Here is a 23,772-nt window from a genome sequence, read left to right as displayed (position 1 = left end):
AACACGATGCAGGCAGAAGATGATGATGTTTCCCGGTTGAGTCTCCAGACGATTTGTTCACGTCAGGCGCATGAGCTTCATCGGGTAAAATTGCTGATGCCGGCGTTGTGTCGCGTTAACAGTGGGAAAAAGAGGGTTCAGTGGGGCGAGCATGGCGAAACCGCCGATCGCACCCAACTGATCCTTTTCCCGGCGGGTTACGATTTGCATCTCGCCAATTATCCTGATAACGGCCGTTATCTCTCGCAGATACTTTATATTCCGCCGTCACTGATTCATCGCTTCAGACAACATCATCCCGCGCCGTTAGCCCGCGACAAGAAACCCACGTTCTGTCTCGCGCTGGATCATGAGTTGCTTTACTGCTGGCAACAGCTTACGGATGCATTTGAAAAGAAATTTTCCCGACCGCTGTTAGAGCATGCGACGTTGGGCATGCTGCTGATGCTTCAGAACCGCGGCGCGGCTGAGATATTGCTGACTCAGCGGGATGATTCGTTAGTCAATCGATGCCAGCGCCTCCTGATGCTGGATCCCTCGACGCCCTGGACCGCCAGTCTGGTCGCTACTCACCTGCATATGGCGACCTCCACCTTTCACCGCCGCCTGGCGGCGGAGGGGGGGAGTTTCCAGGAGATCCTTGATGATGTGCGCTTAGGCAATGCATTAACGGCGCTACAGACAACCCAAAAACCAGTGGGTCAGATCGCCATAGAAAACGGCTATCAATGTCCATCCCGTTTTACCGCCCGTTTCCAGAAACGCTTTCAGATTACGCCGCGAGCGTTGCGTCAAGCCATAAAGTCCGCCGGCGTAGTAAACGACGGTAGGGATTAAACGCGATCCCCTGATTTTACCTTCGCCACTGGTTACGTTGTAACACATGATGCCGACGACAAGGGAGAGGGGACTTTATTCCGCCGTCGCTGAACCCAGCGCTATCAAGAAGGGCTTTCCTGAATATAACGACGCAGTTCGCGACCGGTAATCGACCCGCTGGCGGTCAGAATTTGGCGCGCCGATCCGGCAAATATCACTTCCCCCCCGGCGTTGCCGGCTTCAGGGCCAAGGTCGATAATCCAGTCGGCCGCCAGCATGGCGTCCAGATCGTGCTCAACCATAATGACGGTCACGTCTTGCTCAACGAGGGAGCGGATCAATGCCAGAAACAGGGTGATATCATTACCGTGCAGACCGGTAGTGGGCTCATCCAAAATCAAAATATCCAGCTTGTCTTCAAGCCGCGCCGCCAGTTTCAATCTTTGCCTCTCCCCGCCGGACAATGTCGTCGTGGCGCGTCCTAAAGACAGATGCCCCAATCCGACGCGAGACAGGCGTATCAGCGCCGATCCGATGGGTAAATCACGCGAAGTAAAAAAGTCCTTTGCTTTATCGACCGACATGGCGAGGACATCGGCAATGGTTTTTTCTCTATAACGGTAACTAAGCGCCTTATCGTTAAAACCGGAGCCTCCGCACGCTTCGCATTCAGACACGGCGCTGTCGAGAAAGGCGAGTTCAGTCGATATGACGCCGTGTCCCCGACATACCGGGCATGCGCCCCGCGACGATGACGTGAACCAGCCGCGGCTGACGTGATTCTCCTCGGCGAACCTGTCGCGGATACGGTCCATAAACCCCATGTAGGTCGCGACGGTGGAGGAAATGCTGCCGCGCACCGGCTTTTGGTCAATCAGCAGCGCCGTAGGTTCCTGCCTGAGGATTTCCTGTACCAATGAGCTTTTGCCCGAACCGGCGATGCCGGTTAAAACCGTCAGTAGACCGCGAGGAATATCGACGCAGATCCCTTTTAGATTGTGCAGCCGCGCATTGCGTACGGTTATCGATCCCTCTTGCGGTAAGCGGGGTTGGCAAAAGGTTCGCGGCCTGCGCAGATAGCTGCTGGTCGGCGTTCCGCTGGCGAAAAGCTTTTTCATCGGGCCGGCAAACAAGATTTGTCCCCCGTTTTCTCCTGGCCCCGGCCCCATATCGACAACAAAATCCGCAATGCCGATTAAATCGGGATCGTGCTCCACCACCAGCACCGTATTGCCTTTGTCACGCAACTGCCGGAGGATGCCGGCCAGATGCCGGACATCGCGCGGATGAAGTCCGGTAGAGGGTTCGTCCATAATATAAGTGAAGCGGGTCAGCGAGCTATTGAGGTGGCGAACCATCTTGATACGCTGCGCCTCGCCGCCCGATAGGCTGGGCGTGGGGCGGGCTAATTGCAAATATCCCAGCCCCAGATTCAACATGGTATCCAGCAGCAGGGAGAGATTTTCAACCGCCGGCGCGACCTCCGGCATATCCCAACCCTTTACCTTCTCAGATAGCTTGTCGACGGGCAGACGGCTGAGTTCGTCAATGTTGTCTCCGTCAATACGACATGACAGCGCGGCCTCATTCAGCCTTGCGCCGCCGCATGCCGGACAGGTGGTTTGCTGAATAATCCGCGCCAGATCGTCGGCGTAACGTTTTTTGAAGGTTTCATTGTCATGGCCCAAAAACATGCGTTTGAAACGATGAACGATCCCTTCGTACTTTGCCGTCGCGTACCAGCCGGGCGGCGGAGATTGAAGCGGCGCCGGCTCCGCATACAGCAACATGTTCAGTAGATCTTCCGGGTAGTCGCGCAGTTTCATATCCGGATCGAATAACCCGGTGCGCTTATACCATTTCCAATACCAGGTGCCGGGCGCATAACCACGGAAAGTGAATGCCCCTTCGTTGATCGATTTATTAACGTCGATAAGCTCATCGATATTGAGATCGGCGGCAACGCCCAGCCCTTTGCAACGGGAGCACATACCCGCCGGATCGTTAAATGAAAAGACGGGCGAATAGCCAACGAAAGGAACGCCGGCGCGGGAAAAAATAAGGCGCAGCAGCGAAGATGCATCGGTTGCGGTACCCACCGTCGAACGGCTGTTGGTTCCTATGGCTTTCTGATCGATGATGATGGCGGTAGAAAGGCCGGTAATCACATCAACCTGAGGTATTCCCGCATGCGGAAGGCGGTTACGAATATAGCTGGGGTAGGTAAAATTCAGCTGCCGCTGAGATTCGGCCGCCAATACGCCGAATGCAAGAGAGGATTTACCCGATCCTGATACGCCGGTAAAAACGGTAATTTGTCCCACGGGTATGGCAACAGAAACGCCCTGGAGATTATTCTGTGTTGCGTTAACGACTTTAATCCACTGCAAAACTGAGTCCTTTTCACCTTTTTTGTCTCGGCTAAGCGAGACTGTAATGAAAATATACTTTGTTATTATAGGTTAAGGATTTCAGCCAAGATGAATATTTAGAATTCAGCGTCCGTGCGGTACTGCCGGCTTCGGCGCGATCGGGCGGCTATCCGGCCTGCCGCTGAGGAAGGATTATTAGCGCGGTGCGCCGCTTAAGCGACGCACCGTAACGGCAGGCGCATTAAAAGTTGAAATCTGCGGAGAGCATGTAGGACATATTTATCGCTTTGCCGTTGGTTACCCAACTGCCGGACTGTTTATCATCCGAGGCTTTCACTTCCCCTGAGATATTGAATCGCTTGCTGATCGGGTAGTTGGCGCCGAGCGCGACATATTTATAGCGCGTGTTCTGGAACACTTCGCCATCTTCGGGACGGGCGTTGTATTTACGATAATGGCCGACCCCGCTGTGCAGGGTGGTGGTCAGGCTGTTGTCCCAGTTATGCCAAACGCCGACGCTGGTCGTCCAGTCCTGATTGTTGATATTTCCCCACTGTTTTCGTGTCAGCTTGCCTTCGCTGTATCGGCTGCGCAGCCAGACGCCGGTATTATCCGTGATGATATATTGCAGACCGGGTTCGATCTCGCTGGTGGTGACATCGGTATCGTTAATCCCTTCGGCGCCGGCGGAGCGTTTGTGCTGAAGATCCTGATAGAAGTAGCTGAACATTGATAAACGATCCGTCAGGCGATAAGTGCCGTACAGCTTGTATCGCACCTGCCAGCGTTCATTCAGCGATTCGCTGCCGACCAGCAGTTCCGCCCCCACGTCGCCCCGGCCGATCTGATGGTTGTAGCCAAAAATCAACTGGGTGCGCTGGGTATGCTCTTCATATTTCTGGCTGGTAAAACTGCCCTGATATTCGGTTTCCCTGGCGTTATAAAAGGCCAGATACCAGGAAGGAAGGCTATCGTGGCGTAATACGGCCTGCGAGAGAACAAAGTTGTCCGCGCCGTCATGCGTGGTGTTGTTTTTCCAGTTGGTGTCGGTAACTTCCAGTTTGCTTTTGATATTGCCGTGTACCTTGCCGCCGTGAGGATAAGACGATTGGGTGGTGGTCCACATAATTTCTTCATTCAGATAGGACCAGGGATTGACGCCGATCACCGCGCCTTCATCATTCCGCATGATATCCATCGCCGCCTGACCGGTCATGGGTAATACGGTAATGGCGAGCAGGGCCCATTTTTTAGAGATATTCGTTTTCATAAATAATTCCCTTGCGCAAAACTATCGCAATACAGTGAGAAAATAAGACGACACGTTAATTAAAAACGCCGAATACGCAGATCGCGGCTATCGATATTTCCCTGCGGCGCGCTGATCGCCCATTTTTTGCCGGAAATATGGTACATACGCGTGCTGAAGGCGATATTGTCGTTGATATAGAACACGGCAATGGAGTCCTCGATAATCACTTTCAGATGAATATTGTCGGATAATGGCGTTTCTATACCCATTTCCGGCTTGCGTTTGGGTAAATCATTTATTCCCGCCGGATAAAACAGCACTTTATTGGTCTTTTTATTAAAGACGACGTTCAGCGGCGCATTCTGCGGACTATCGTCATCCATACCGAAACTGAAAATGACGCCGTCGCCGTTCATTGGTAAATTACCGCTGATTTCAATCGTGCCGGATAACGGCGCAAAGACCTGACTGCTGATTTCCCCAAATGACGCGGCGCTGTTTTCCGTTAATAACGGGCGCAGTGGTTCGGGCCGCGGGGCTTTTTGCCCGAAGACATCCGCTATTTCCTGCGGCAGTTTGGTTCTTAGCCGGCCATCGGCGTCCGCGGTTAATTCATGGGCGATAAGATTGCCCGCCCAGTCGATATTGCCGTGATTATCCTCGCCGGCTTTGGTCGGCACCCAGCCAAAAACAAACAGACGTTTACCTTGCTCAACCAGTTTGCCGGCATACAATCCGGCGCCGTCAAAGTAGAAATTTTCCGGTTTGACGAAGGGGCCGTTCGGCGACGCCGCCACGCGGTATTGCGTCAGGCGATGCGGCCACTGGTCGCTAAAGCTGAGATACCAGCGCCCGTTGAAATAGACCAGCGTCGGGCATTCCAGATTGGAATCATGGCTGGTCGTATCATTGCGGAACAGCACGCCTTCATCTTGCCAGTGGGTCAGGTCGGTCGAGGTGTATTTGGCGATGACGCCGGTGCCGTTCTGACGGGTGGTAATCAGCATCCAGTAACGCTGCTCTTCGGGAATATAGACGACGTGCGGATCGCGGAAGTCATTCGCCCGGTAGTTTTCCCCAGGGAGAAAGGTATCTTCAGGGTGTTTGGTCCAGTTGCGCATATCGCTGCTGGTGGCGTGCATAATGGATTCGGCCGGAAAAACATTCTGATTATGGGCGGTATACCAGGCGTGATAAGTCTCGCCGGCCTTAATCACCGAACCAGTGCCTAATAGCAGTTCCGGGCTGTCGAGATCGTTAACATAGGGGATCACTTCGCCCAGATTCTGATAACGGTATAAATTGCTGGTCGCAAGTAAATGAAAGGCGTGAACGCCGAGATCTTTGCCGCCGCGAATATCATTAAGATGAAAAATGTAGAATTGATTATTCTCGGCATACGGCATCGGATCGCCGATATAGGAGCCGGGTACCCGGGGAAAAAAGGCGTCTACCTGCTGGTGAACTTCCGCGCGGCTATTTTCCGCCGCCGGCGTCTGGCTATCGGTCGTCGCCGATGAGGTACAGGCGGTATTCATCGATGTCATTAAAAACATCAGTATAGCCGTTGTCATTTTATTGGCTTTAAACATGGTGATCTCTCTTACCGAAAAATTATTTTCATATGAGTGAATGCATCAGAAACTGTATTCGACACCGACGATAGTAAAGGGATTCCAGGAATGGCCGTCATGGGTCCATTGACCATGCGATTTGGTAAACTGCGCTTTAAATTCACCATACAGGCGCAGGTTATCGACAATGGGATAACTGGCGGTGGCGCCGATAAAGTTGTATTTCCCGTAATAAAATACTTCCGATTTATTGGCGTTATTATAAATTTTGTCGTTGCCGAAACCGACGTAGAGCGAAGTCAGCAGGGGATACCAGTTGCGCCATAATCCGGCGGTAACTTTCCACTCTTCCTCAATAATATTTCCCCATGATTGCCGAACCTGTTTTTCCCAGGAATAATAAGGCCGAATATATAGCCCTAAATCCGGATTCACGCGATATTGCAGCGCAGGCTCCATTTCCATGATGTGGTGCTCCAGATCGCCGTTGCCGGCGTCATTACTTTGCGGCTGATATTCGCGGAAGATATAACCGGACAGCGACCATTTATCGGTGAAGCGCGATTCTCCCCACAGTTTCAGGCGGCCTTTCCAGCGTTTGCTCGCGCTCTCGGTGCCGCCCAGAACTTCCACGCCCCAGTTACCACGATAAAACTCATTAATCTTGCCGATATACATTTCGTTGATGGTATTGGTGCCGCTGTAATCCTGATTGGAAAATTGGCCGCTATAGTTATCTTCGCGGGCGTTCCAGTAACCGAAATACCAGCCGGGTAATTCATCGTGACGCAGCCAGGCCTGAATGAGCGCCAGTTTAAATTTGCCGCCGTTTTTACTGTTATTTTTCCAGCGCGTGTCGTCGATTTCGATTTTGCTGCCAATATTACCGTGCAAACCGCCGGCATCCAGCGAACTGTCGACCGTATTCCAGTGTACTGACTGCTGCTCCTGGGATATACGAGCGATGTCCGCCTTATCTTCCGGCGCGTCGCTTGTGGTTGTCGCTTGCCCCGTCGTGCCGAGCGAAGTTACGCCCCATGTACTGGCGCTGATATCGCCGGACGACCATTTTTGTTCTGCTTCTGCGGCATTGTCGGTTGTCGCCGCCGCGGTCTGACCTGCAAACAGCGCAAGCGAAATACAGAGATATGTATTTTTCATCACGTATCGGTCTCATCATTATTGGTGGGTGTCGCACATTAGCTTCTGCTTTTAGTAAATCGTGCGAGTTAACGTTAACATTGAGGGGCGAAGGTGCAGAAGATGGCGTATGAAAGAATTCTGATGTTAATCACAATAGTTAACGTTAACATTGATTTTATGCGATCGCGGTCATGTTTATGAGTAAAAATCGCTTTATCAGGGCGCTAACGGCATGAATATAATAAACATCTGAAATCGAGCGCATTCCGGCGATAACCACGTCGGGCCGGTTTATCCGCGGGCGGATAAGCGATGACTTTTGTGCATTCAGCACGGGAATAAGGGATGGTATGGCTTCTTTAAAAGATGTGGCAAAGCTGGCGAATGTTTCCCTGATGACGGTATCGCGGGCGTTGAACAGTCCGGAAAGTCTGAAGCCGGAAACTTATCAGCGCGTTAAGCAGGCCATTGAAGCACTGAATTATGTACCCGACCTGTCGGCGAAAAAAATCCGCGGCGCCAGGGCGACGCCCAAGACCATTGGCGTGCTGGCGCTGGATACCGTGACCACGCCATTTTCAGTCGAAATGACCCTGTCGATTGAAGAAACGGCCCGCGCTCACGGTTGGAACAGCTTTGTCGTCAACATGTTCATGTCGGACTGCGTGGACGATATCGTCGATTTACTGCTATCCCATCGGCCCGCCGGCATTATCTACACCACCATGGGGCTGCGCACGGTGCCGGTGCCGAAAAAGTTGCTGAGTTTGCCCTGCGTGCTGGCGAACTGCGAAAGCGAGCAGGGCGGCGTGGCCAGTTATATACCGGACGATGAACAGGGGCAGTATGACGGCGTATACGCGTTGCTCTGCGCGGGCTACCGTAAACCGCTGTGCATCCATCTGCCGCGGGAGAGACTGGCCAGCGCCCGGCGCCGGCAGGGGCTTGAGCGCGCCTGCCGCGAGTTTTCTCTCGATCCCGAACTGCTCTGGCAACATCATCTGCGCCTTGGCGACGAGTATTACCTCGATGCCGTGACGATTATCGAGCAATATCTCGATCACGGGAAACCGCGCTTTGATTCCGTGGTGTGCGGCAACGACCGCATCGCGTTTCTGGTTTACCAGACGTTACTGTCGAAAGGCATTCGCATACCGCAAGACGTCGCGGTTCTCGGCTATGACAATCTGGTCGGCATCGGCGATCTGTTCCTGCCTGCCTTGACCACCGTACAACTCCCGCACTATGAAATCGGTCGGCAATCCACATTGCACATCATCAATCGTCAGGAACACACCGACATCACCAAAATAACCAGTCCGCTGCTGCGGCGCGAGTCGCTGTAGTCATTGAGCCAGCGGCGACGGCGTCTGTCTGGCTGAATCCGTCATTCCCGCCGTTACCGGGAAAACGGCCCGGCGGCATCGCTTTAAATCGGTATGAGCGGTTATTTTCTCCTAATTCCTTTAGGCGGGAAGTTATTTACATTATTAACTCTTTAATTTAATTGAAAAATAAATTTCATTAGCCAATTATTGTCTAACATAAGAAAATAATTTTTCATAGATTGAAGATTTGTGAATTATATTTTTCACATAGCGACTCAAACAGGTGAAACCGATGACGACATCGCATTATCTGGAAGCCGAGGTCATCAAACAGGTGGCCTATGTTGCGCCCAGCCTGCCGGCGGCGCAGCGCCGACTGGCCAACTATGTGCTGGAAAATGCGTTTCAGGTCGCCTCCGGCAATATCGAAAATCTGGCCGCCGCGACCGGCGTTTCCATCGCGACGGCCAACCGTTTTGCGGTCGCGCTGGGCTATTCCGGCTATGCGGAATTTCGCCATGCGCTTTTTCAGGTATTCAAACCGTCGATGGCGCCGGTGGAAAAGCTACGTAACGAACTGGGACGCGATGCGCCGTTGGATGAGGTGGTGGATGAATCGCTGTCCGGCGCGCAGGCCAGCATCGGTCAGACGCGGGATCACGGCACCCGCAGCGGCCTCGAGCAGGCTATCCGCATGATCACCTCCGCTCGCAATGTGTACTGCTTTGGCCTGGGAACCAGTATTCACCTGGCCAATATCGCCGCTTTCCGCTTTTCCGCCTATTGCCAGAATATCCATGCTCTGGCGAGCTACGGCGGCGCGGAAATGGCGCTGCACCATTTGCAGAAGATCGGCGAACCGGACCTGCTGTTGGCGATTTCGTTTCCGCGCTATTCCGCCGACATGATCCGCATTATGCATTTTGCGCGCGCGCGTAACGCCTCGATTTTGGCGCTGACCGATCGCCCGAGCTCGCCGCTGGTCGGGTTGGCCGACCACACGCTGCTGGCCGCGGCGGAACATCAGCTGCTTTCCAGTTCGATGGTCGCCCCGATTGCCTTGATTGAGGCGCTGGCCGCCGCGATGGCGCACCGTACCCCGGAAGGGTTAAACAGCGCGGCCGAGCTGACCGGACAACTGCTGCCTTATTTCTATCTCGATCAACCGGCAGGGGGAGCCGCTGAATCGTTAGACCGCGCGAATAATCAAAAACGCCGCCGCCCGCGGCGAAAGGGGAACAACGCAGAATGAGCAAAAATGCAATCCTGGCTATCCACGGCGGCGCCGGAACGGTTAACCGCGCCAAGATCACGCCGCAGAAGGCGCGTGCGTATGAGGACGCCCTGCGCGAGGTATTGCGCGTCGGGCAGGCGGCATTATCCGACGGGGCCGGCGCGCTGGATGTGGTGACGCAGGCGGTTCGGCAACTGGAAGATTGTCCGCTGTTCAACGCCGGCAAAGGCGCGGTGTACACCAGCGCCGCCGACCATGAGCTTGATGCTTCCATTATGGATGGCGAGTCGCTCCAGGCCGGGGCGGTGGCGCAACTGCGCCATGTGCGCAACCCGATTGAAGCGGCGCGGGCGCTGATGGCGTCCGGGCAGTACGTCCTGCTGACCGGCGCGGGCGCCGATGCGTTCGCCCGCGATGCCGGACTGGCGATGGTGGAGCAAAGTTATTACGCCACGCCCGAACGTCTGCAACAACTGCATGAAGTGCAGAAACTGGGCGGCATGCGCCTGCTGCTGGATCATGACGCAGAGGCGTTGACCAATACCGGCGAGCCCATCGATACGCGCAGCAAATTCGGCACCGTCGGCGCCGTGGCGCGCGATCTGCGCGGCAACCTCGCCGCCGCCAATTCCACCGGGGGGATGACCAATAAAACGCCGGGCCGCGTGGGCGACAGCGCGGTTATCGGCGCGGGCTGCTATGCGGACAATCGTACCGCCGCGGTCGCCACCACCGGCACCGGGGAAACATTCATTCGCGGCGTGGCGGCTTACGACGTCTGTGCGCTGATGCGCTATGCCGGATTGACGCTGGAAGAAGCCGGCCGACGGGTGATCCATGAGAACCAGATCAAACTGGGCGGACAGGGCGGGCTGATTGCCGTCGACGCCGCGGGCAACGTGGCTCTGCCGTTTAATACCGCCGGCATGTATCGCGGCTATGCCCGTATCGGTCAGCCGCTGTTTGTCGCTATCTATCGTTAGGAGCAAAGGGAAGATGAGGATCCGCGATTGTCACTGGCAACATATTGAAAATTATTTGCGGCATGATGACCGCGTGGTGCTGCCGATCGGCAGTACCGAGCAACATGCCTATCTGAGCCTGTGCGTGGACGCCATTCTGGCCGAGGAAGTCGGCGTCGCCGCCGCCGAGCCGCTGGGCGTTCCGGTTTATCCGGCGGTGCCGTACGGGCTGGCGCCTTACTTTATGGCGTATCCCGGCACCATCTCGCTGCGGGTATCCACCTATGCCGCATTGATCACCGATCTGCTGGACAGTCTGTCCGCGCATGGCTTCCGGCGCATCATGATCCTGAATGGTCATGGCGGCAATCAGCCCGCGGCGGCGGTTGCTCAGGAGTGGGCGGCGCAACATGCAGGCCATCGCGTGCGTTTTCACAACTGGTGGAATGCGCCGAAAACATGGGCAAAAGTCAAAGAAATCGATCCGGTGGCGTCGCACGCTTCGTGGATGGAAAACTTTCCCATTACCCGCCTGGCGCACGCGCCATCGCCGGAGGTCGCAAAAGCGATGATCGATCTCGATCGCCTGCGTCTGCTGGATCCTGCGCAAACGCGCGGCTATCTGGGCGACGGCAATTACGGCGGCGATTACCAGAAGCCGGATGAGACGATGGGGCAACTATGGCAGGTGGCGGTCGATGAGACGCGTCAACTGCTGGAGGACGGCTGGGCATGACGGTGATGATCAGTCGGCAACGACCTATTCTGATTTGGGGCGCGGGGGCTATCGGCGCCAGTCTGGGCGCCGCCTTTGTCGCCGCCGGCTACCCGGTGGTTTTTGTCGATCGGGAACAGGCCCATGTCGATGCCATGAATCACGACGGGCTTTATATCGAAGGTCCGATCCGCGAGCAGCATCTGGCCGTGCGCGCTTATACGCCGGACGATCTGCAAGGGTGCTACGAGTGGGTATTTCTGGCGGTGAAAGCGCACCACACCGCGATAGCCTGTCGGCAACTGCGCCCGTTTCTGGCGGACGACGGCGTGGTGGTATCGGCCCAGAACGGGCTGAATGAACAGGTGATCGCCGGCGTGCTGAGGCGGGAACGGACCCTGGGGTGCTTTGTGAATTTCGGCGCCGATTACCTTTCTCCCGGTCATATTCTGTATGGCGGCCGCGCGGCGGTGGTGGTGGGCGAGCTGGACGGTCAATCCAGCGCGCGGGTCCGACAGATACATGCATTGCTACAGACCTTCGATGATCGGGCGATCCTGACGGACAATATCTGGGGATACCTGTGGGGCAAACTGGTATATGGCGCCATGCTGTATGCCACCGCGCTGACGGATGGCGCCATCTGTGAATGCTTGGATCATCAGGATTACCGCGACGTTTTCATCCTGCTCGGCAAAGAAATCGCCGCCGTGGCCAGCGCCGAACAGGTGGTCATGGAAGCGTTTGACGGCTTCGAACCCGCGGCGTATCTCCCCGACGCGCCATTGTCGCTGGCCTATGCCAGTCTGGACGCGATGGCGGCGCATAACCGGCGCTCGACGAAAACGCACAGCGGCATCTGGCGGGATTTGGCGGTACGTCGGCGTAAAACCGAAGTGGATGCCCAACTGGGGCCGATTCTGGATGCCGCGCAGCGTCATGGCATCGCGGCGCCGTTAACCCATCGACTGATAGAACTGATTCATGCCTGTGAAGACGGACTTCCGCGCGCCTGGGGAAATCTGAAAGTCCTGCGCGCGGCGGCCCAGAGGAGTAGACGTTATGCAGATAAGGTTTGATGGGCGCAAGGCCATTGTGACCGGCGCGGCCCAGGGCATTGGCCGCGAGATCGCCGGCAATCTGGCGCAGGCGGGCGCGGCATTATGGCTGTGCGACATTGATGCGGCCGGGCTGGCGCAGACGCTGGCGTTTTGCCGCGCGCAGGCGCCGGACGCCGACGTCCAAACGGCGGTGGTGGATGTGTCGCAGCGTCAGGAAATACAGCGTTTTGTCGACGGCGTCGGCGAGGTCGATGTGCTGATCAATGTCGCCGGCGGCGTATGCGGTCAGACGGGGCATCCGATTGAGGCCGTCAGCGAAGACGCCTGGCGGCAAATATTCGCCGTCAACAGCGACGCCATGTTCTGGTTCTCGCAGGCGGTGACGCCCGCGATGAAGCGCAAAGGGTGGGGGCGCATCGTCACCATTTCCAGCATCGCCGGGCTGGGCGTCAGCCTGACAGGCATCCAGGCGTACGCCGCCAGCAAGGCCGCCGAAGTCGCGCTGACGCGACAACTGGCGCATGAGCTCGGGCCTTATGGCATTACGGTTAACGCGGTGGCGCCCGGATTTGTCCGTTCCAATCCCACCACCGAACGTCAGTGGGCGGCCTACGGCGCCGAGGGACAGAAGGCGCTGGTCGAGGGGATCGCTCTGCGACGTACCGGCGTCGCCGGCGATATCGCGCCGGCGGTGCTGTTTCTGGCTTCGGAGCATAGCGGTTGGACCACCGGGCAAACGTTAACGGTAGACGGCGGCAAATGACGACCGAACCGATTCCTCTAAGGCGCGCCGTGAAGGATACGATATGTTGAGTTTTTTTGCCGTACGAGCCTGGCAGTCGCTTCTGGTGCTGTTGCTGATGTCGATATTGGTGTTTATGGCGGTTTACGCCATCGGCAACCCGATAGACATTTTGATCAATCCGCAGGCGGATCAGGCGCTGCGCGAGGCGACCATTGCGCGCTACGGGCTGGATAAGCCGATGTGGGAACAATATCTGTTCTTCCTGAGAAATGCGCTGCATGGCGATTTCGGCCTGTCGTTTATTTATAACGTGCCGGCGATGGGGCTGATCCTGGAGTACCTGCCCGCCACGCTTGAACTGGCGGTGGTGGCGATGGCGATGACCATCATCATCGGCGTCCCGCTGGGTATCTATGCGGGCTATCGCCCGGACGCCTGGCTGAGCAAGAGCATTATGGGCGGCAGCGTGCTGGCGTTTTCCGTGCCGGGATTCTGGATGGGACTGATGCTGATCCTGATTTTTTCGGTGGAGCTGGGCTGGTTCTCTTCCGGCGGCCGCGGCGAAACGGTGACGGTATTGGGCGTTCCGTGGTCGGTGCTGACGCTGGACGGCTGGGCGCATCTGCTGCTGCCGGCCGTCAATCTGGCGCTGTTCCGGCTGGCGCTGATTGTGCGGCTGACCCGCGCCGGCGTGCGCGAAGCGATCCTGTCCGACTATGTCAAATTTGCCCGCGCCAAGGGCGTGCCGCCGATGCGCATCCTGCTGCGTCATGTTATGCGCAACATTATGATCCCGCTGACGACGGTGCTGGGACTGGAATTCGGCGCCATGGTGGCGTTTTCCGTGGTCACGGAAACCATTTTCTCCTGGCCGGGAGCGGGCAAACTGGTCATTGACTCCATTCGCACGCTGGACCAGCCGGTGGTGGTCTCCTATCTGCTGTTGGTGGCCGCGATGTTCGTCGTCATCAATTTACTGGTCGACATGTTGTATTCCCTGCTCGATCCGCGTATTCGCCTTGGGGGCCGAAAATGAGCGACGTGACTCAACGCACCCCGCTGCGGCGGGAAAGCTATCTGCGGGAAGTCTGGCGTAATTACCGGCGCAGCCGGATTGCCTGTCTGGCGCTGCTGGTATTGGTTATCGCGGTGCTAATGGCGCTTTTCGCGCCCTGGATCACGCCGCAAAACCCGTTCGATCAGTCGATCCTGGAACTGGCGGATGCCCGCCTCAGCCCCGGTTCGATTGGCAGCGGCGGCTATGTGCATGTGCTGGGAACCGATGCCGACGGACGCGATCTCTACAGCGCCATCGTCTACGGCATGCGGCTGAGCATGACGATCGGACTGATCAGCGGTCTGGCTGCGATGATTATCGGTTCGTTAATCGGCCTGATGGCGGGGTTTGTCGGCGGGCGCGCCGAAGCGCTGCTGATGCGCATCGTCGATCTGCAACTCTCTTTCCCGCCGCTGATGTTGGCGCTGGTGCTGGTGGCGATGCTGGGGCAGGGACAATTTCAGGTAATAGCGGCGCTGGTCGCGGCGCAGTACGCCTACTTTGCCCGCACGGTACACGGGGCGGCGCTTGCCGAACGGCAGAAGGAATATATCGAAGCCGCCGGCGCGCTGCCGCTGCCCGCCAGACGCATCATGTTCGGCCATCTGCTGCCTAACGTGCTGCCGCCGCTGATCGTCGTGGCGTCGGTGCAGATCGCCAGCTCGATTGTGCTGGAGGCCACGCTCTCTTTTCTGGGCGTCGGACTGCCGGTTACCGAACCTTCGCTGGGCGGTCTGATTTATCGCGGCTTCGAGTATATGCTCAGCGGCCGTTACTGGATGAGCGTTTATCCCGGCGTCACGCTGGTGATTTTGATGCTGGCGATCAATCTGGTCGGCGACCAGTTGCGCGATGTTCTGAATCCGAGGTTGAACAAATGAACGCAAACACAGAACGCCATCGTGAAGAAGTGCTGCGCGTCAGTGGCCTGCAAACGTATTTCAGCACGGAGCAAGGCGCCATCAAAGCGGTCAACGGCGTGGATTTCGCGCTGCGCCGCGGCGAGATCCTGGGACTGGTCGGCGAATCTGGCTCCGGCAAAAGCGTCACCGGTTTTTCCATTATGGGACTCATCGATCCGCCGGGGAAAATTCACGGCGGCAGTATTCGCCTTGGCGACACGGAATTGGTGGGATTATCGGAAAAATCGCTGCGTCCGCTGCGCGGCGTGCGTATGGCGATGATTTTCCAGGATCCGATGATGACATTGAACCCGGTCATGCGGGTGGCGGATCAGATGATTGAAGCCATCACCGTGCATGAGCGCGTACCGCGCAAGCAGGCGATGCAGCGGGCGCGGGCGGCGCTGGTCAAAGCCGGCATTCCCGCGCCGGATGAACGGCTGCGCGCCTACCCGCATGAACTGTCCGGCGGGATGCGCCAGCGTGTCGCCATCGCCACCGCCATTTTGCATCGGCCCGACGTCATTATCGCCGATGAGCCGACAACGGCGCTGGACGTGACGATTCAGGGCCAGATTCTGGCCGAAGTGCAACGGCTGGCGCGGGATGAGGGCGTGGCGCTGCTCTGGATCACCCATGACCTCTCGGTGGTGGCCGGACTGGCCGACCATATCTGCGTGATGTACGCCGGTCGGGTGGTGGAATCCGGCTCCACCGATCAGGTGCTGGATCATCCCGCTCACCCTTATACCCTGGGCCTGATTGAATCCCTGCCGGGACAGGGCGAGCAGGGCAAGCCCCTCAAACCGATCCCGGGGATGACGCCTTCGCTGCTGGGGCTGGATGATGGCTGCGCTTTTCGCACCCGCTGCGCGTATGCGAGCGACATCTGCCGACGACCGCCGCCGCAACAGCGCTGGGCCGATGGCCAGACCGCGAGCTGTTTTCATCCTCGCCGCGCGGCTGAACGCGATGCCCTCGAAAGGGAGGCCGGGCTATGAATCTGGTGGAGATGAATAACGTCGATAAGCGTTTTCCGCTGCCGCTGTCGATGGAACAACGCATCGCCCGCCTGTTGGGGCGCAAGGTCGAGGTTCCGACAGTCCATGCGGTCAACGGCGTTTCGCTCAGCATCAGGCAAGGCGAAGTGCTGGGACTGGTGGGCGAGTCCGGCTGCGGCAAGTCGACGCTGGCGCGCGTGATGGCGGGTATTCATGCCCCGACCTCGGGCAATGTGACCTATCGCGGCGAACCGGTCGCCGTGACGCAGGGGCGCCGGGAAGTGAAGCTGACCACCCGGGTACAGATGATTTTTCAGGATCCCTACGCTTCGCTGAATCCGCGCCACCGCATCAACCGCATTATCGCCGAAGGGCCGCTATACCATCGGTTGATTAAGCCGGGCGAGCAGGATGAGTACGTCTGCGAGATGATGAATCAGGCCGGCATCGATCCCGCCTATCGTTTCCGTTTCCCGCATCAGTTTTCCGGCGGCCAGCGCCAGCGTATCGGTATTGCGCGCGCGCTGGCGATGCAGCCGGAGTTTCTGGTGTGCGATGAGGCCGTCGCCGCGCTGGACGTATCCATTCAGGCGCAGGTGATCAATCTGTTTATGGATCTGCGCGAACGCCTGCAACTGACCTATCTGTTTGTCAGTCACGATCTGGGCGTCGTGCGCCATCTGAGCGATCGCGTCGCCATCATGTATCTCGGCAAACTGGTGGAACTGGCGCCGGCGGAAACCATCTTTGGCCGCGCCAATCATCCTTATACTCAGGCGCTCTTAAGCAACATGCTGACGCTGAACTCCCGGCGCCAGACCTTTATTCCCATCAAAGGGGAGATTCCTTCGCCGTTGTCGCCGCCGAAAGGCTGTAAGTTTCACCCCCGCTGTCCACATGCGATGGCGCGCTGCTCTCAGGAGGAGCCTGCGTTGCGTGAGGTGGAGGCGGGGCATTTTTCCGCTTGTCATCTCAATACTTAGACGGTCCCATTCTTCATTTAGGAGTAGGCATTATGGTAGCTGTGAAATCCAGGACATTGATTAGCGCGTTATCGCTGGCTGTCTCCCTCGCCGTCGGCGGCGCGCAGGCGCAAGATCTGAAAATCGGCGTGCGCGCCGGCCCGGAAGCGATGGATCCGCACTATATGGCGCTGGGGCATCAAATCGCCGCCGTGAAAAATATTTATGAAGCGCTGGTCACGTTTGATGAAAATCTGCAAATTGCGCCGGGGCTGGCGGAAAGTTGGAAACCCATTAATGACACCACGTGGGAATTCGCCATTCGTCCTAACGTCAAATTCCATAACGGCGAACCGCTGACGGCGGAAGATGTGAAATTCTCGCTGGATCGCGTGCCGGGCGCCGCCGGCCCCGACGGCGGGTTGGTGATTAATACCCGCAATATCACCCATGTCGAGGTGACCGGGCCGTTAACGGTACAGGTCACGACCAGCGTGCCGAATCCCGCGCTGCCGCAGGATCTGGCGCGGGTCAGCATCCTGCCGCATTCGATTGGCAACGCGACGGTGGAGGATTTCAACAGCGGCAAAGCGGCGATTGGCACCGGGCCGTTCAAATTCGCCGGTTTTAAAGCCAGAACCGGTTTTGACGTCACACGTAACGACGACTACTGGGGCGGAAAAGCGGATTGGGACAAAGTCTCTTTCACCGAAATTTCCAACGATGCCGCCCGCGTGGCCGCGCTGCTGTCCAAACGGGTGGATGTGGTGAACTATGTCCCGTTCTCCGATGTGGAGAAAATGCGCCGTAACCGTGATGTCAGCGTCGTACAGGGGCAGTCGATCTATGTATTCCTGCTTTACCCGGATCAGCGCGCGCAGAGCAATCTGGTTACGGACAAGTCCGGCAAGCCGCTGGACGTCAATCCGCTGAGCAAACCGCAGGTGCGTCAGGCACTGTCGCTGGCCATCGATCGTACGGCGATTGCCGAACGCGCGCTGGAAGGCTTCGCCAAGCCGGCCTATCAGTTGATTGACGATAAATTCTTCGGCGCGCTGCCCACGCCGCCGAAACTTGAGTACAACGTCGCCAGGGCGCGTCAGCTACTGGCGGATGCGGGTTATCCCGACGGCTTCAAACTCCCGCTGCACTGCACCAGCGACCGTTTCCCCGGCGATGGCGCAACCTGCACGGCGCTGGGGCAGATGTTTGCCCGCATCGGCATCGATACGCAGGTTAACGCGCTGTCGCGTACCGTTTTTGTTCCCGCGCGTACGCGCGGCGACTATATCATGACCATGGCCGGCTGGGGTTCGGTCAGCGGTGAGGCGGGTTATACGCTGTCGTCGATTGCGCACACCAATGACAAAAGCAAAGGCCTGGGGGCTTTCAACGTCTCGCACGTTTCCAACCCGAAGAGCGATGAGCTGATCGCCGCCGCCATGCGTACGCTGGACAACGACCAGCGCAGCCAACTGTTCCAGCAGGCGATGACCTCGACGCTGGAGAACTACGATATTATTCCGGTGGTGCAACTGTCGTCGGTGTGGGCGTCTCGCGCCGATAGCGTAACCTTTACGCCGCGCGTGGATGAGGAAACGTTGCCGTTCTTTATCCATCGCGCGGCGAAAAAATAAAAGCGGCGTCGATAACGGCGATATAATCTTGCGGATAAGCGGCGTATTCGCCGCTTTTCGTCCTTTTAGCTTTCATCCTATAGGTTTTTTCGACCTTGTTTCCTATCCTGACATAGCGTGTTTGCCGGCGAAGGCGATTTGCCGCGGCCTATGCGCGGCGCCTGATGGCGCTATTTGTCTTTATATATACCGCTAGTTACGGGTATGACCACAAAGGAGAAGGAAGTATGCGGATGGAACGCGTCAAAAAAAATGTCGGCGGCAAGCTGTCGGCGCTACTGGTCGTGGCGCTGTGCGGCTTTGCCTGGGCATTACCGGCGAAGACGGAAACACCGGTACAGACTCACGGACAATTATCCATCGCCAACGGCAAGTTGGTTGATGCGCACGGCAAGCCGGTGCAACTGCGGGGAATGAGCTCACACGGTTTGCAATGGTACGGTAAATTCGTCAATAAGGATGCGATGAAATGGCTGCGCGACGACTGGGGGATCTCGGTATTCCGGCTGGCGATGTATACGGAGGAGGACGGTTATATTAGCGACCCGTCGGTGGCCGGCAAGGTGAAAGAAGCGGTGGAGGCGGCGCAGAGTCTCGGTCTTTACGTTATTATCGACTGGCATATTTTGTCGGATGGCGATCCGAACAAATATAAAACGCAGGCGCAGGCCTTTTTCAACGAAATGGCCGAATTGTACGGCAATTCGCCGAATGTGATTTATGAAATCGCCAATGAACCGAACGGCGACGTCACCTGGAACGAACGGATTCGCCCTTACGCGCTGGCGTTGACGCAGACTATACGGGCGAAAGATGCCGATAACATCATTCTGGTCGGCACCGGCAACTGGAGCCAGGATATACAGGATGCCGCCGACAATCCGCTGCCGGATCGAAACACCATGTATGTCCTGCACTTCTATGCCGGCACGCATAAGCTGTCGTTACGCGAACGGCTCGATGATGCCCTGAATCGGGGCGTTCCTGTCTTTGTCAGCGAATGGGGAACCAGCGAGGCGGCGGGCGATAAAGGCCCTTTTCTGGCGGAATCGCGGGTTTGGCTTGATTTTCTCAACGAACGCGGCATCAGTTGGGTTAACTGGTCGCTGGCGGACAAGGCGGAGATGTCGTCTGCATTGGTACCGGGGGCGAGCGCAACCGGGGGCTGGACGGATGCCGATCTGACCACCTCGGGAAAATTCGTCAGAAAGCGGCTGCTCGGCGAGGACGACGCGATGCCGACCGAGCCGGAAAACGGCGACGCGCAGGTAACGCTGCAATATATCAATAGAAACAGCGACCCGGCCGATAACGCCATTCATCTGGCGTTCAAGATCAAAAATACCGGCGACGCCGCAATCAATCTGACCGATCTGAAGGTGCGTTATTATTTCAATGACGATGGTAAATCAGCCGATCAACGCTATGTCGATTGGGCCGATATCGGCGCGGACCAGGTTATCGTCGCCACGGCGGCGTTGCCCGACGGCGGCGAGCGGGCTAATCGCTATGTGGAAGTCTCTTTCAGCGGCGAAGCCGGGGAAATTCCACCCGGCGCGGAGAGCGGCGAAGTGCAGGTGCGTATTCACCCGGCCGACTGGAGCCGCTATGACGAAACCAATGATTATTCCTACCAGAAAGACATCGCCACCTTTACCGACTGGGATAAGGTGACCGTGTATCATAAAGGCGCGTTGATATGGGGAATTGAGCCTTAGGCGCCGCAGTTTATTCTTTCCATCATCAACCGGGATCAGGCTGCGAGAGCCGCCTGATCCTTCACTTGATAATAATTATTATAAATATTATTTTGTTTTTAATTATTTGATTTTACTTTATTTTTTATTAAAAAGACCGCTTGTCAGACTGCCGGTTTTTTATGCATAATGCGCGCCATAAATTTCCTCAATGGACATGAAAAGGAAACCGTATGGCGCAGAATCTCGTCATCCCAAAGGCATATTCCTTATCATGGATGGTGCTGCCTGCCCGGTACAGGATCTGGACTGTAGTGGCGCAAGCGCAAATTTTTAATCAGTGAGCGGTAATAGGAAAGGACTCTACCATGATTTGTAACAGCCAATGTATTTCCACCGGACTGGCAATCCTGCCGGTGCGTTATGCCGTCGTGCCTAAAACCATCTCCACCCGTTTGCCTGCCTGGGCGCAAAGCGAGCCGTTGACCGGGGTACCGCTGGAAAATGGCGACCATTATGCCCTGAGAGCGTTGCGTCAAGGTTATTTGTATGTTTTTTATGCCAAACGCGCGCAAGGCGTCAATGACTGGCAGTGCTACAGTATTGCGCCGAATGGATCGTTATGGTTGCAAAGCCATCCTGGCAATCCCATAGCTCAACATGCGCCGGCATGCGATGCGACACAGCATGATCCCGCTATGGTTGAATTTTTTTGCATCGCGGAGCCTGATACGTGCGGGGATGTATGGGTCGCGTTCAGTCAATATCAATGGAGCGGCGCGACGATGACGCGCTATCAGCAGGATGAGCGCGCGCGTAATAAGCGGATGCAGAAAATCCAGCCGTCCAGATGGATTAATCAGCCGCAACAGGCCGGCGCCGCTCAAGCGACGGCGGACGCGTTGCAAAGCGTGATTGATTACCAGGATATCAGCTCCGCCGGGTTACTGCCCAGCATCACTTCCGCCGCATCGCAGAGGGCGATAAGCGCGGTCGTCAAAGCCAATGGTCCTGACTATAGGTACGACCAAAGAGTGCTGGAAAGTATTTCCACACTCTATCCCTGGGCGTCGGAGCGACAAGGTAAAAGCCGGGATACCGCGCAGAAAATGCTGAGCCGCAGCAAGAAAAAAGACGGTTCGCCCTGCGCGCCCTTATTGCTGCCGCTGTGGGATGCCGTCGGCATCGTGCATGAGCTGAACGGCTGGTGTATGGATATCGCCGGGCGCCAGGCGCAATTTTCCGATGAGCGGGAATTGGAGCTGAAAACCCACAGCGACCTGCTGATGGTGCAGGGGCTGGTTAGTGATGCGGCGCAGACCAGGCTGACGTCGATTCGCGACAGAAGGGCAAGCCCGGTGGACATGCCGGCGCAAATAGAGGCAGAGCGTGCCGCCATTCGCACCCGTTATGCCGACCAGCCGGCGATGCGGCAACAACTGTTGTACGAATGCGACAGGGTGGATGAGTGGTATCAGCAGAAAGTGCCGGATAGCTACATTCAACAACGCGGTCTCTTGCGTCGTAACAGCGCGGAAGATCGACGCGCGAAATTTGCCGAGCTAAAAAAATCGGTGGACATATGGTTAGCGGGTAATCCGACACGTTCGGCCGAACTGCGACATCAAAGCTGGCGGAAATATCAGTCGCGGCTGAACAACGCGCAGCGGGAAAACTTCGTGCGTTGCGCCGATGCATTCAGCGCGTCGCTGAAGAAGGCGTTTGATGAGCGGGCGGTAAATATTCTGCACTGGCTGGAAGCGGAGTTATTTATCGTTACGTTGCAGGATTATAAGACGACGGAATTTCTCGATAATTTTAACTACTGCCATATCGTCAGCGTGGCCTTGTACGGTATCGGCAACGTCCCACAGGGGCAGGCGCTGATTGAGCGTTGGGTTGATGAGCAAAGCACCGGCAGCGACGCCAATCTCATCTGGAACCAGGTCGCCGGCAATAATCCGCAGATAAAAGATGAGCTTGAAGCTCTGCTGGCCTCGGCTAAGAACGCCAAAGACGATTCGGCGCCGACCACGCTGGCGGCATTGAATGCCGCGCTGGCGAAATCCGGCGATCTGAAAAATTTTTCCGACTTTGTCTCCAACTCACTGAAAGAGTCCGCCAAAAATCCGCCGGATAACCTCGACTTGATAAACCGGCAATTTAGAAAAGCGGATCTGTTTATGGCCTCGGTAGGCGATCGCATCTTTAACGTTACCCGCCTGGGCGGGCATATTGATAATCATGTCACGATGATTTACAAGACCATTTTTTCCGTCAGAGCCGGAGTACCGCTGGAGCATACGCTGCGCCTTTTCGAGGTTCAGTTGCAGGAGATGCCGCACCTGCGCCGGCAAATTTTGCATGATCTGAGCGCCAATCAGGAATTTTTGCCGGAGGGCGGTGAAAGGTTAGAAAAGTATAAAAAACTGAAGAGTAGTTGGGCGGAGTTTTCCGGCACAGACGAGGGGAGAAATACCCTGAAGGTGTCGCGCGTCGGACTGCTGATGCTGTTTTTCAATGCGCTGGACGTCAGCTATCTATACAACCAGCTTAAGCAGGATGACTGGAAAAGCAAAGCAGCGCTGGCGGCCAGCGGGCTAAGCATGATGTCGGTGCTCAGCGACCTGCTGTTGCCGGCGCTGGAAAAAGGGGAAAAGGCGGCCAAAGTCACTATCGAGAGTATGAAGTTATTCGGCGCCTTTGTCGGCTGTGCCGCATCGGTATTGACGGTGATGCTTGACGGTATGAATGTCAAAAAATCACTGAGCCAAAATCGTTTTGGCATGGCGTGCTTCTATTTTGTCAAAGGGGTGGCGGATGGCGCGGGGGCGTTAAAATATCTGGGAGCGTTTCTTTCCGCCGCCGGCGAACTGGCCTCTATTTACGGGCGCGGAGAGAGAATTGCGGGGGGGGCCGATGCTTTGTCAAGATACGGTAAAAAAATCGCCGGCAAGTTTATGACGCGTACCGGCGCGCTGCGACTGTTGGGGAAACTAGCCTCCTGGCAGGCGCAGGCAGGACTGATGTTATTGCAGGTTATCGTGGCGCTGTTTTCTGATGATGACTTGCAGGTCTGGTGTACTCAGTGCCATTTTGGTCAAAAACCGGCATTTGCCGGCTATGACGAGCAGTGGGTCAATCTGGAAAAGGCGTTAAAGGAAACCCTATGAGAAATGAAAAAGTGATTAACCCCAAGGAGCTTCATCAGGAATTGTTCGAGGCGCGATTCAACGTAAAATATACCCGCCGCCAACTTGATATTCATGATGATAGTTATAGTAGTCGCGTCACGGAAGCCGATTTGGCGA

General features: G+C 56.5%; 18 protein-coding genes. 14 read left to right on the top strand and 4 right to left on the bottom strand.

From position 1 onward, the window contains the following. Positions 1 to 6 precede the first annotated feature (6 nt). Complete coding sequence (locus ABRZ28_RS16585; protein WP_330520941.1) at positions 7 to 837, top strand: helix-turn-helix transcriptional regulator; 831 nt, start codon at positions 7 to 9, stop codon at positions 835 to 837. A gap of 104 nt (positions 838 to 941) precedes the next feature. Here ABRZ28_RS16585 and ABRZ28_RS16580 read toward each other — a convergent pair whose 3' ends face one another. From ABRZ28_RS16580 to ABRZ28_RS16565, 4 genes are all read right to left on the bottom strand, one after another. Continuing rightward, positions 942 to 3,209, bottom strand: coding sequence for an ATP-binding cassette domain-containing protein (locus tag ABRZ28_RS16580; RefSeq protein WP_330520940.1), 2,268 nt, complete (start codon positions 3,207 to 3,209; stop codon positions 942 to 944). A gap of 223 nt (positions 3,210 to 3,432) precedes the next feature. Beyond that, on the bottom strand, positions 3,433 to 4,461 hold the full coding sequence (locus ABRZ28_RS16575) for an OmpG porin family protein (RefSeq protein WP_330520939.1): 1,029 nt from the start codon (positions 4,459 to 4,461) through the stop codon (positions 3,433 to 3,435). A gap of 59 nt (positions 4,462 to 4,520) precedes the next feature. Continuing rightward, a complete protein-coding gene (locus ABRZ28_RS16570) occupies positions 4,521 to 5,999 on the bottom strand; it encodes a family 43 glycosylhydrolase (protein WP_319602304.1) in 1,479 nt (492 codons plus the stop codon). Between the two features lie 81 nt (positions 6,000 to 6,080). Continuing rightward, complete coding sequence (locus ABRZ28_RS16565; RefSeq protein WP_319602914.1) at positions 6,081 to 7,178, bottom strand: OmpG porin family protein; 1,098 nt, start codon at positions 7,176 to 7,178, stop codon at positions 6,081 to 6,083. Positions 7,179 to 7,510: 332 nt separating this feature from the next. On the opposite strand from ABRZ28_RS16565, the gene ABRZ28_RS16560 reads away from it, so the two are divergent. From ABRZ28_RS16560 to ABRZ28_RS16500, 13 genes are all read left to right on the top strand, one after another. Beyond that, positions 7,511 to 8,506, top strand: coding sequence for a LacI family DNA-binding transcriptional regulator (locus tag ABRZ28_RS16560; protein WP_136166245.1), 996 nt, complete (start codon positions 7,511 to 7,513; stop codon positions 8,504 to 8,506). A gap of 274 nt (positions 8,507 to 8,780) precedes the next feature. Further along, entirely contained in the window at positions 8,781 to 9,740 is a 960-nt protein-coding gene (locus ABRZ28_RS16555) for a MurR/RpiR family transcriptional regulator (RefSeq protein WP_330520938.1), read from the top strand. Further along, the gene (locus ABRZ28_RS16550) at positions 9,737 to 10,705 is read left to right on the top strand and encodes an isoaspartyl peptidase/L-asparaginase family protein (protein WP_319602306.1); all 969 of its coding nucleotides are present in this window, start codon (positions 9,737 to 9,739) and stop codon (positions 10,703 to 10,705) included. Before ABRZ28_RS16555 ends, ABRZ28_RS16550 begins: the two co-directional genes overlap by 4 nt. Positions 10,706 to 10,718: 13 nt before the next feature. Beyond that, the gene (locus ABRZ28_RS16545; protein WP_330520937.1) at positions 10,719 to 11,420 is read left to right on the top strand and encodes a creatininase family protein; all 702 of its coding nucleotides are present in this window, start codon (positions 10,719 to 10,721) and stop codon (positions 11,418 to 11,420) included. Next, positions 11,417 to 12,478: a ketopantoate reductase family protein gene (locus tag ABRZ28_RS16540; protein WP_330520936.1), complete on the top strand. Its 1,062-nt coding sequence runs from the start codon at positions 11,417 to 11,419 to the stop codon at positions 12,476 to 12,478. Before ABRZ28_RS16545 ends, ABRZ28_RS16540 begins: the two co-directional genes overlap by 4 nt. Next, positions 12,462 to 13,223, top strand: coding sequence for an SDR family NAD(P)-dependent oxidoreductase (locus ABRZ28_RS16535; RefSeq protein WP_330520935.1), 762 nt, complete (start codon positions 12,462 to 12,464; stop codon positions 13,221 to 13,223). Before ABRZ28_RS16540 ends, ABRZ28_RS16535 begins: the two co-directional genes overlap by 17 nt. 43 nt (positions 13,224 to 13,266) lie before the next feature. Further along, on the top strand, positions 13,267 to 14,241 hold the full coding sequence (locus tag ABRZ28_RS16530; protein ID WP_319602310.1) for an ABC transporter permease: 975 nt from the start codon (positions 13,267 to 13,269) through the stop codon (positions 14,239 to 14,241). Then, positions 14,238 to 15,143, top strand: a complete 906-nt coding sequence (locus ABRZ28_RS16525) for an ABC transporter permease (protein WP_319602311.1) — start codon at positions 14,238 to 14,240, stop codon at positions 15,141 to 15,143. The genes ABRZ28_RS16530 and ABRZ28_RS16525 overlap by 4 nt, the downstream gene beginning before the upstream one ends. Further along, positions 15,140 to 16,165: an ABC transporter ATP-binding protein gene (locus ABRZ28_RS16520; RefSeq protein ID WP_319602312.1), complete on the top strand. Its 1,026-nt coding sequence runs from the start codon at positions 15,140 to 15,142 to the stop codon at positions 16,163 to 16,165. The genes ABRZ28_RS16525 and ABRZ28_RS16520 overlap by 4 nt, the downstream gene beginning before the upstream one ends. Beyond that, positions 16,162 to 17,148 carry an ABC transporter ATP-binding protein gene (locus ABRZ28_RS16515; protein ID WP_319602313.1) on the top strand — a complete coding sequence of 329 codons (987 nt, stop codon included), beginning with the start codon at positions 16,162 to 16,164 and terminating at the stop codon, positions 17,146 to 17,148. Before ABRZ28_RS16520 ends, ABRZ28_RS16515 begins: the two co-directional genes overlap by 4 nt. 32 nt (positions 17,149 to 17,180) lie before the next feature. Beyond that, positions 17,181 to 18,764 (top strand): ABC transporter substrate-binding protein, encoded by a 1,584-nt coding sequence (locus ABRZ28_RS16510; protein ID WP_319602314.1) that lies wholly within the window; start codon positions 17,181 to 17,183, stop codon positions 18,762 to 18,764. Between the two features lie 233 nt (positions 18,765 to 18,997). Next, positions 18,998 to 20,482 (top strand): cellulase family glycosylhydrolase, encoded by a 1,485-nt coding sequence (locus ABRZ28_RS16505; RefSeq protein ID WP_330520934.1) that lies wholly within the window; start codon positions 18,998 to 19,000, stop codon positions 20,480 to 20,482. Between the two features lie 347 nt (positions 20,483 to 20,829). Continuing rightward, entirely contained in the window at positions 20,830 to 23,634 is a 2,805-nt protein-coding gene (locus ABRZ28_RS16500; protein WP_330520933.1) for a T6SS effector BTH_I2691 family protein, read from the top strand. Positions 23,635 to 23,772: the final 138 nt, after the last annotated feature.

It is taken from the genome of Brenneria sp. g21c3, from assembly GCF_040240345.1.
Taxonomy (GTDB): Bacteria; Pseudomonadota; Gammaproteobacteria; order Enterobacterales; family Enterobacteriaceae; genus Brenneria.
Note: the sequence above shows the minus strand (reverse complement) of the source record. Positions and strands in the feature narration are given on the sequence as shown.

What these genes read in the sequence shown, in the direction of transcription:
- ABRZ28_RS16545 (WP_330520937.1), top strand. Translation starts at nt 10,719, where the DNA reads ATGAGGATCCGCGATTGTCACTGGCAACATATTGAAAATTATTTGCGG.
- ABRZ28_RS16560 (WP_136166245.1), top strand. Translation starts at nt 7,511, where the DNA reads ATGGCTTCTTTAAAAGATGTGGCAAAGCTGGCGAATGTTTCCCTGATG.
- ABRZ28_RS16525 (WP_319602311.1), top strand. Translation starts at nt 14,238, where the DNA reads ATGAGCGACGTGACTCAACGCACCCCGCTGCGGCGGGAAAGCTATCTG.
- ABRZ28_RS16550 (WP_319602306.1), top strand. Translation starts at nt 9,737, where the DNA reads ATGAGCAAAAATGCAATCCTGGCTATCCACGGCGGCGCCGGAACGGTT.
- ABRZ28_RS16500 (WP_330520933.1), top strand. Translation starts at nt 20,830, where the DNA reads ATGATTTGTAACAGCCAATGTATTTCCACCGGACTGGCAATCCTGCCG.
- ABRZ28_RS16530 (WP_319602310.1), top strand. Translation starts at nt 13,267, where the DNA reads ATGTTGAGTTTTTTTGCCGTACGAGCCTGGCAGTCGCTTCTGGTGCTG.
- ABRZ28_RS16540 (WP_330520936.1), top strand. Translation starts at nt 11,417, where the DNA reads ATGACGGTGATGATCAGTCGGCAACGACCTATTCTGATTTGGGGCGCG.
- ABRZ28_RS16515 (WP_319602313.1), top strand. Translation starts at nt 16,162, where the DNA reads ATGAATCTGGTGGAGATGAATAACGTCGATAAGCGTTTTCCGCTGCCG.
- ABRZ28_RS16520 (WP_319602312.1), top strand. Translation starts at nt 15,140, where the DNA reads ATGAACGCAAACACAGAACGCCATCGTGAAGAAGTGCTGCGCGTCAGT.
- ABRZ28_RS16585 (WP_330520941.1), top strand. Translation starts at nt 7, where the DNA reads ATGCAGGCAGAAGATGATGATGTTTCCCGGTTGAGTCTCCAGACGATT.
- ABRZ28_RS16565 (WP_319602914.1), bottom strand. Translation starts at nt 7,178, where the DNA reads ATGAAAAATACATATCTCTGTATTTCGCTTGCGCTGTTTGCAGGTCAG.
- ABRZ28_RS16535 (WP_330520935.1), top strand. Translation starts at nt 12,462, where the DNA reads ATGCAGATAAGGTTTGATGGGCGCAAGGCCATTGTGACCGGCGCGGCC.
- ABRZ28_RS16570 (WP_319602304.1), bottom strand. Translation starts at nt 5,999, where the DNA reads ATGTTTTTAATGACATCGATGAATACCGCCTGTACCTCATCGGCGACG.
- ABRZ28_RS16555 (WP_330520938.1), top strand. Translation starts at nt 8,781, where the DNA reads ATGACGACATCGCATTATCTGGAAGCCGAGGTCATCAAACAGGTGGCC.
- ABRZ28_RS16575 (WP_330520939.1), bottom strand. Translation starts at nt 4,461, where the DNA reads ATGAAAACGAATATCTCTAAAAAATGGGCCCTGCTCGCCATTACCGTA.
- ABRZ28_RS16505 (WP_330520934.1), top strand. Translation starts at nt 18,998, where the DNA reads ATGGAACGCGTCAAAAAAAATGTCGGCGGCAAGCTGTCGGCGCTACTG.
- ABRZ28_RS16510 (WP_319602314.1), top strand. Translation starts at nt 17,181, where the DNA reads ATGGTAGCTGTGAAATCCAGGACATTGATTAGCGCGTTATCGCTGGCT.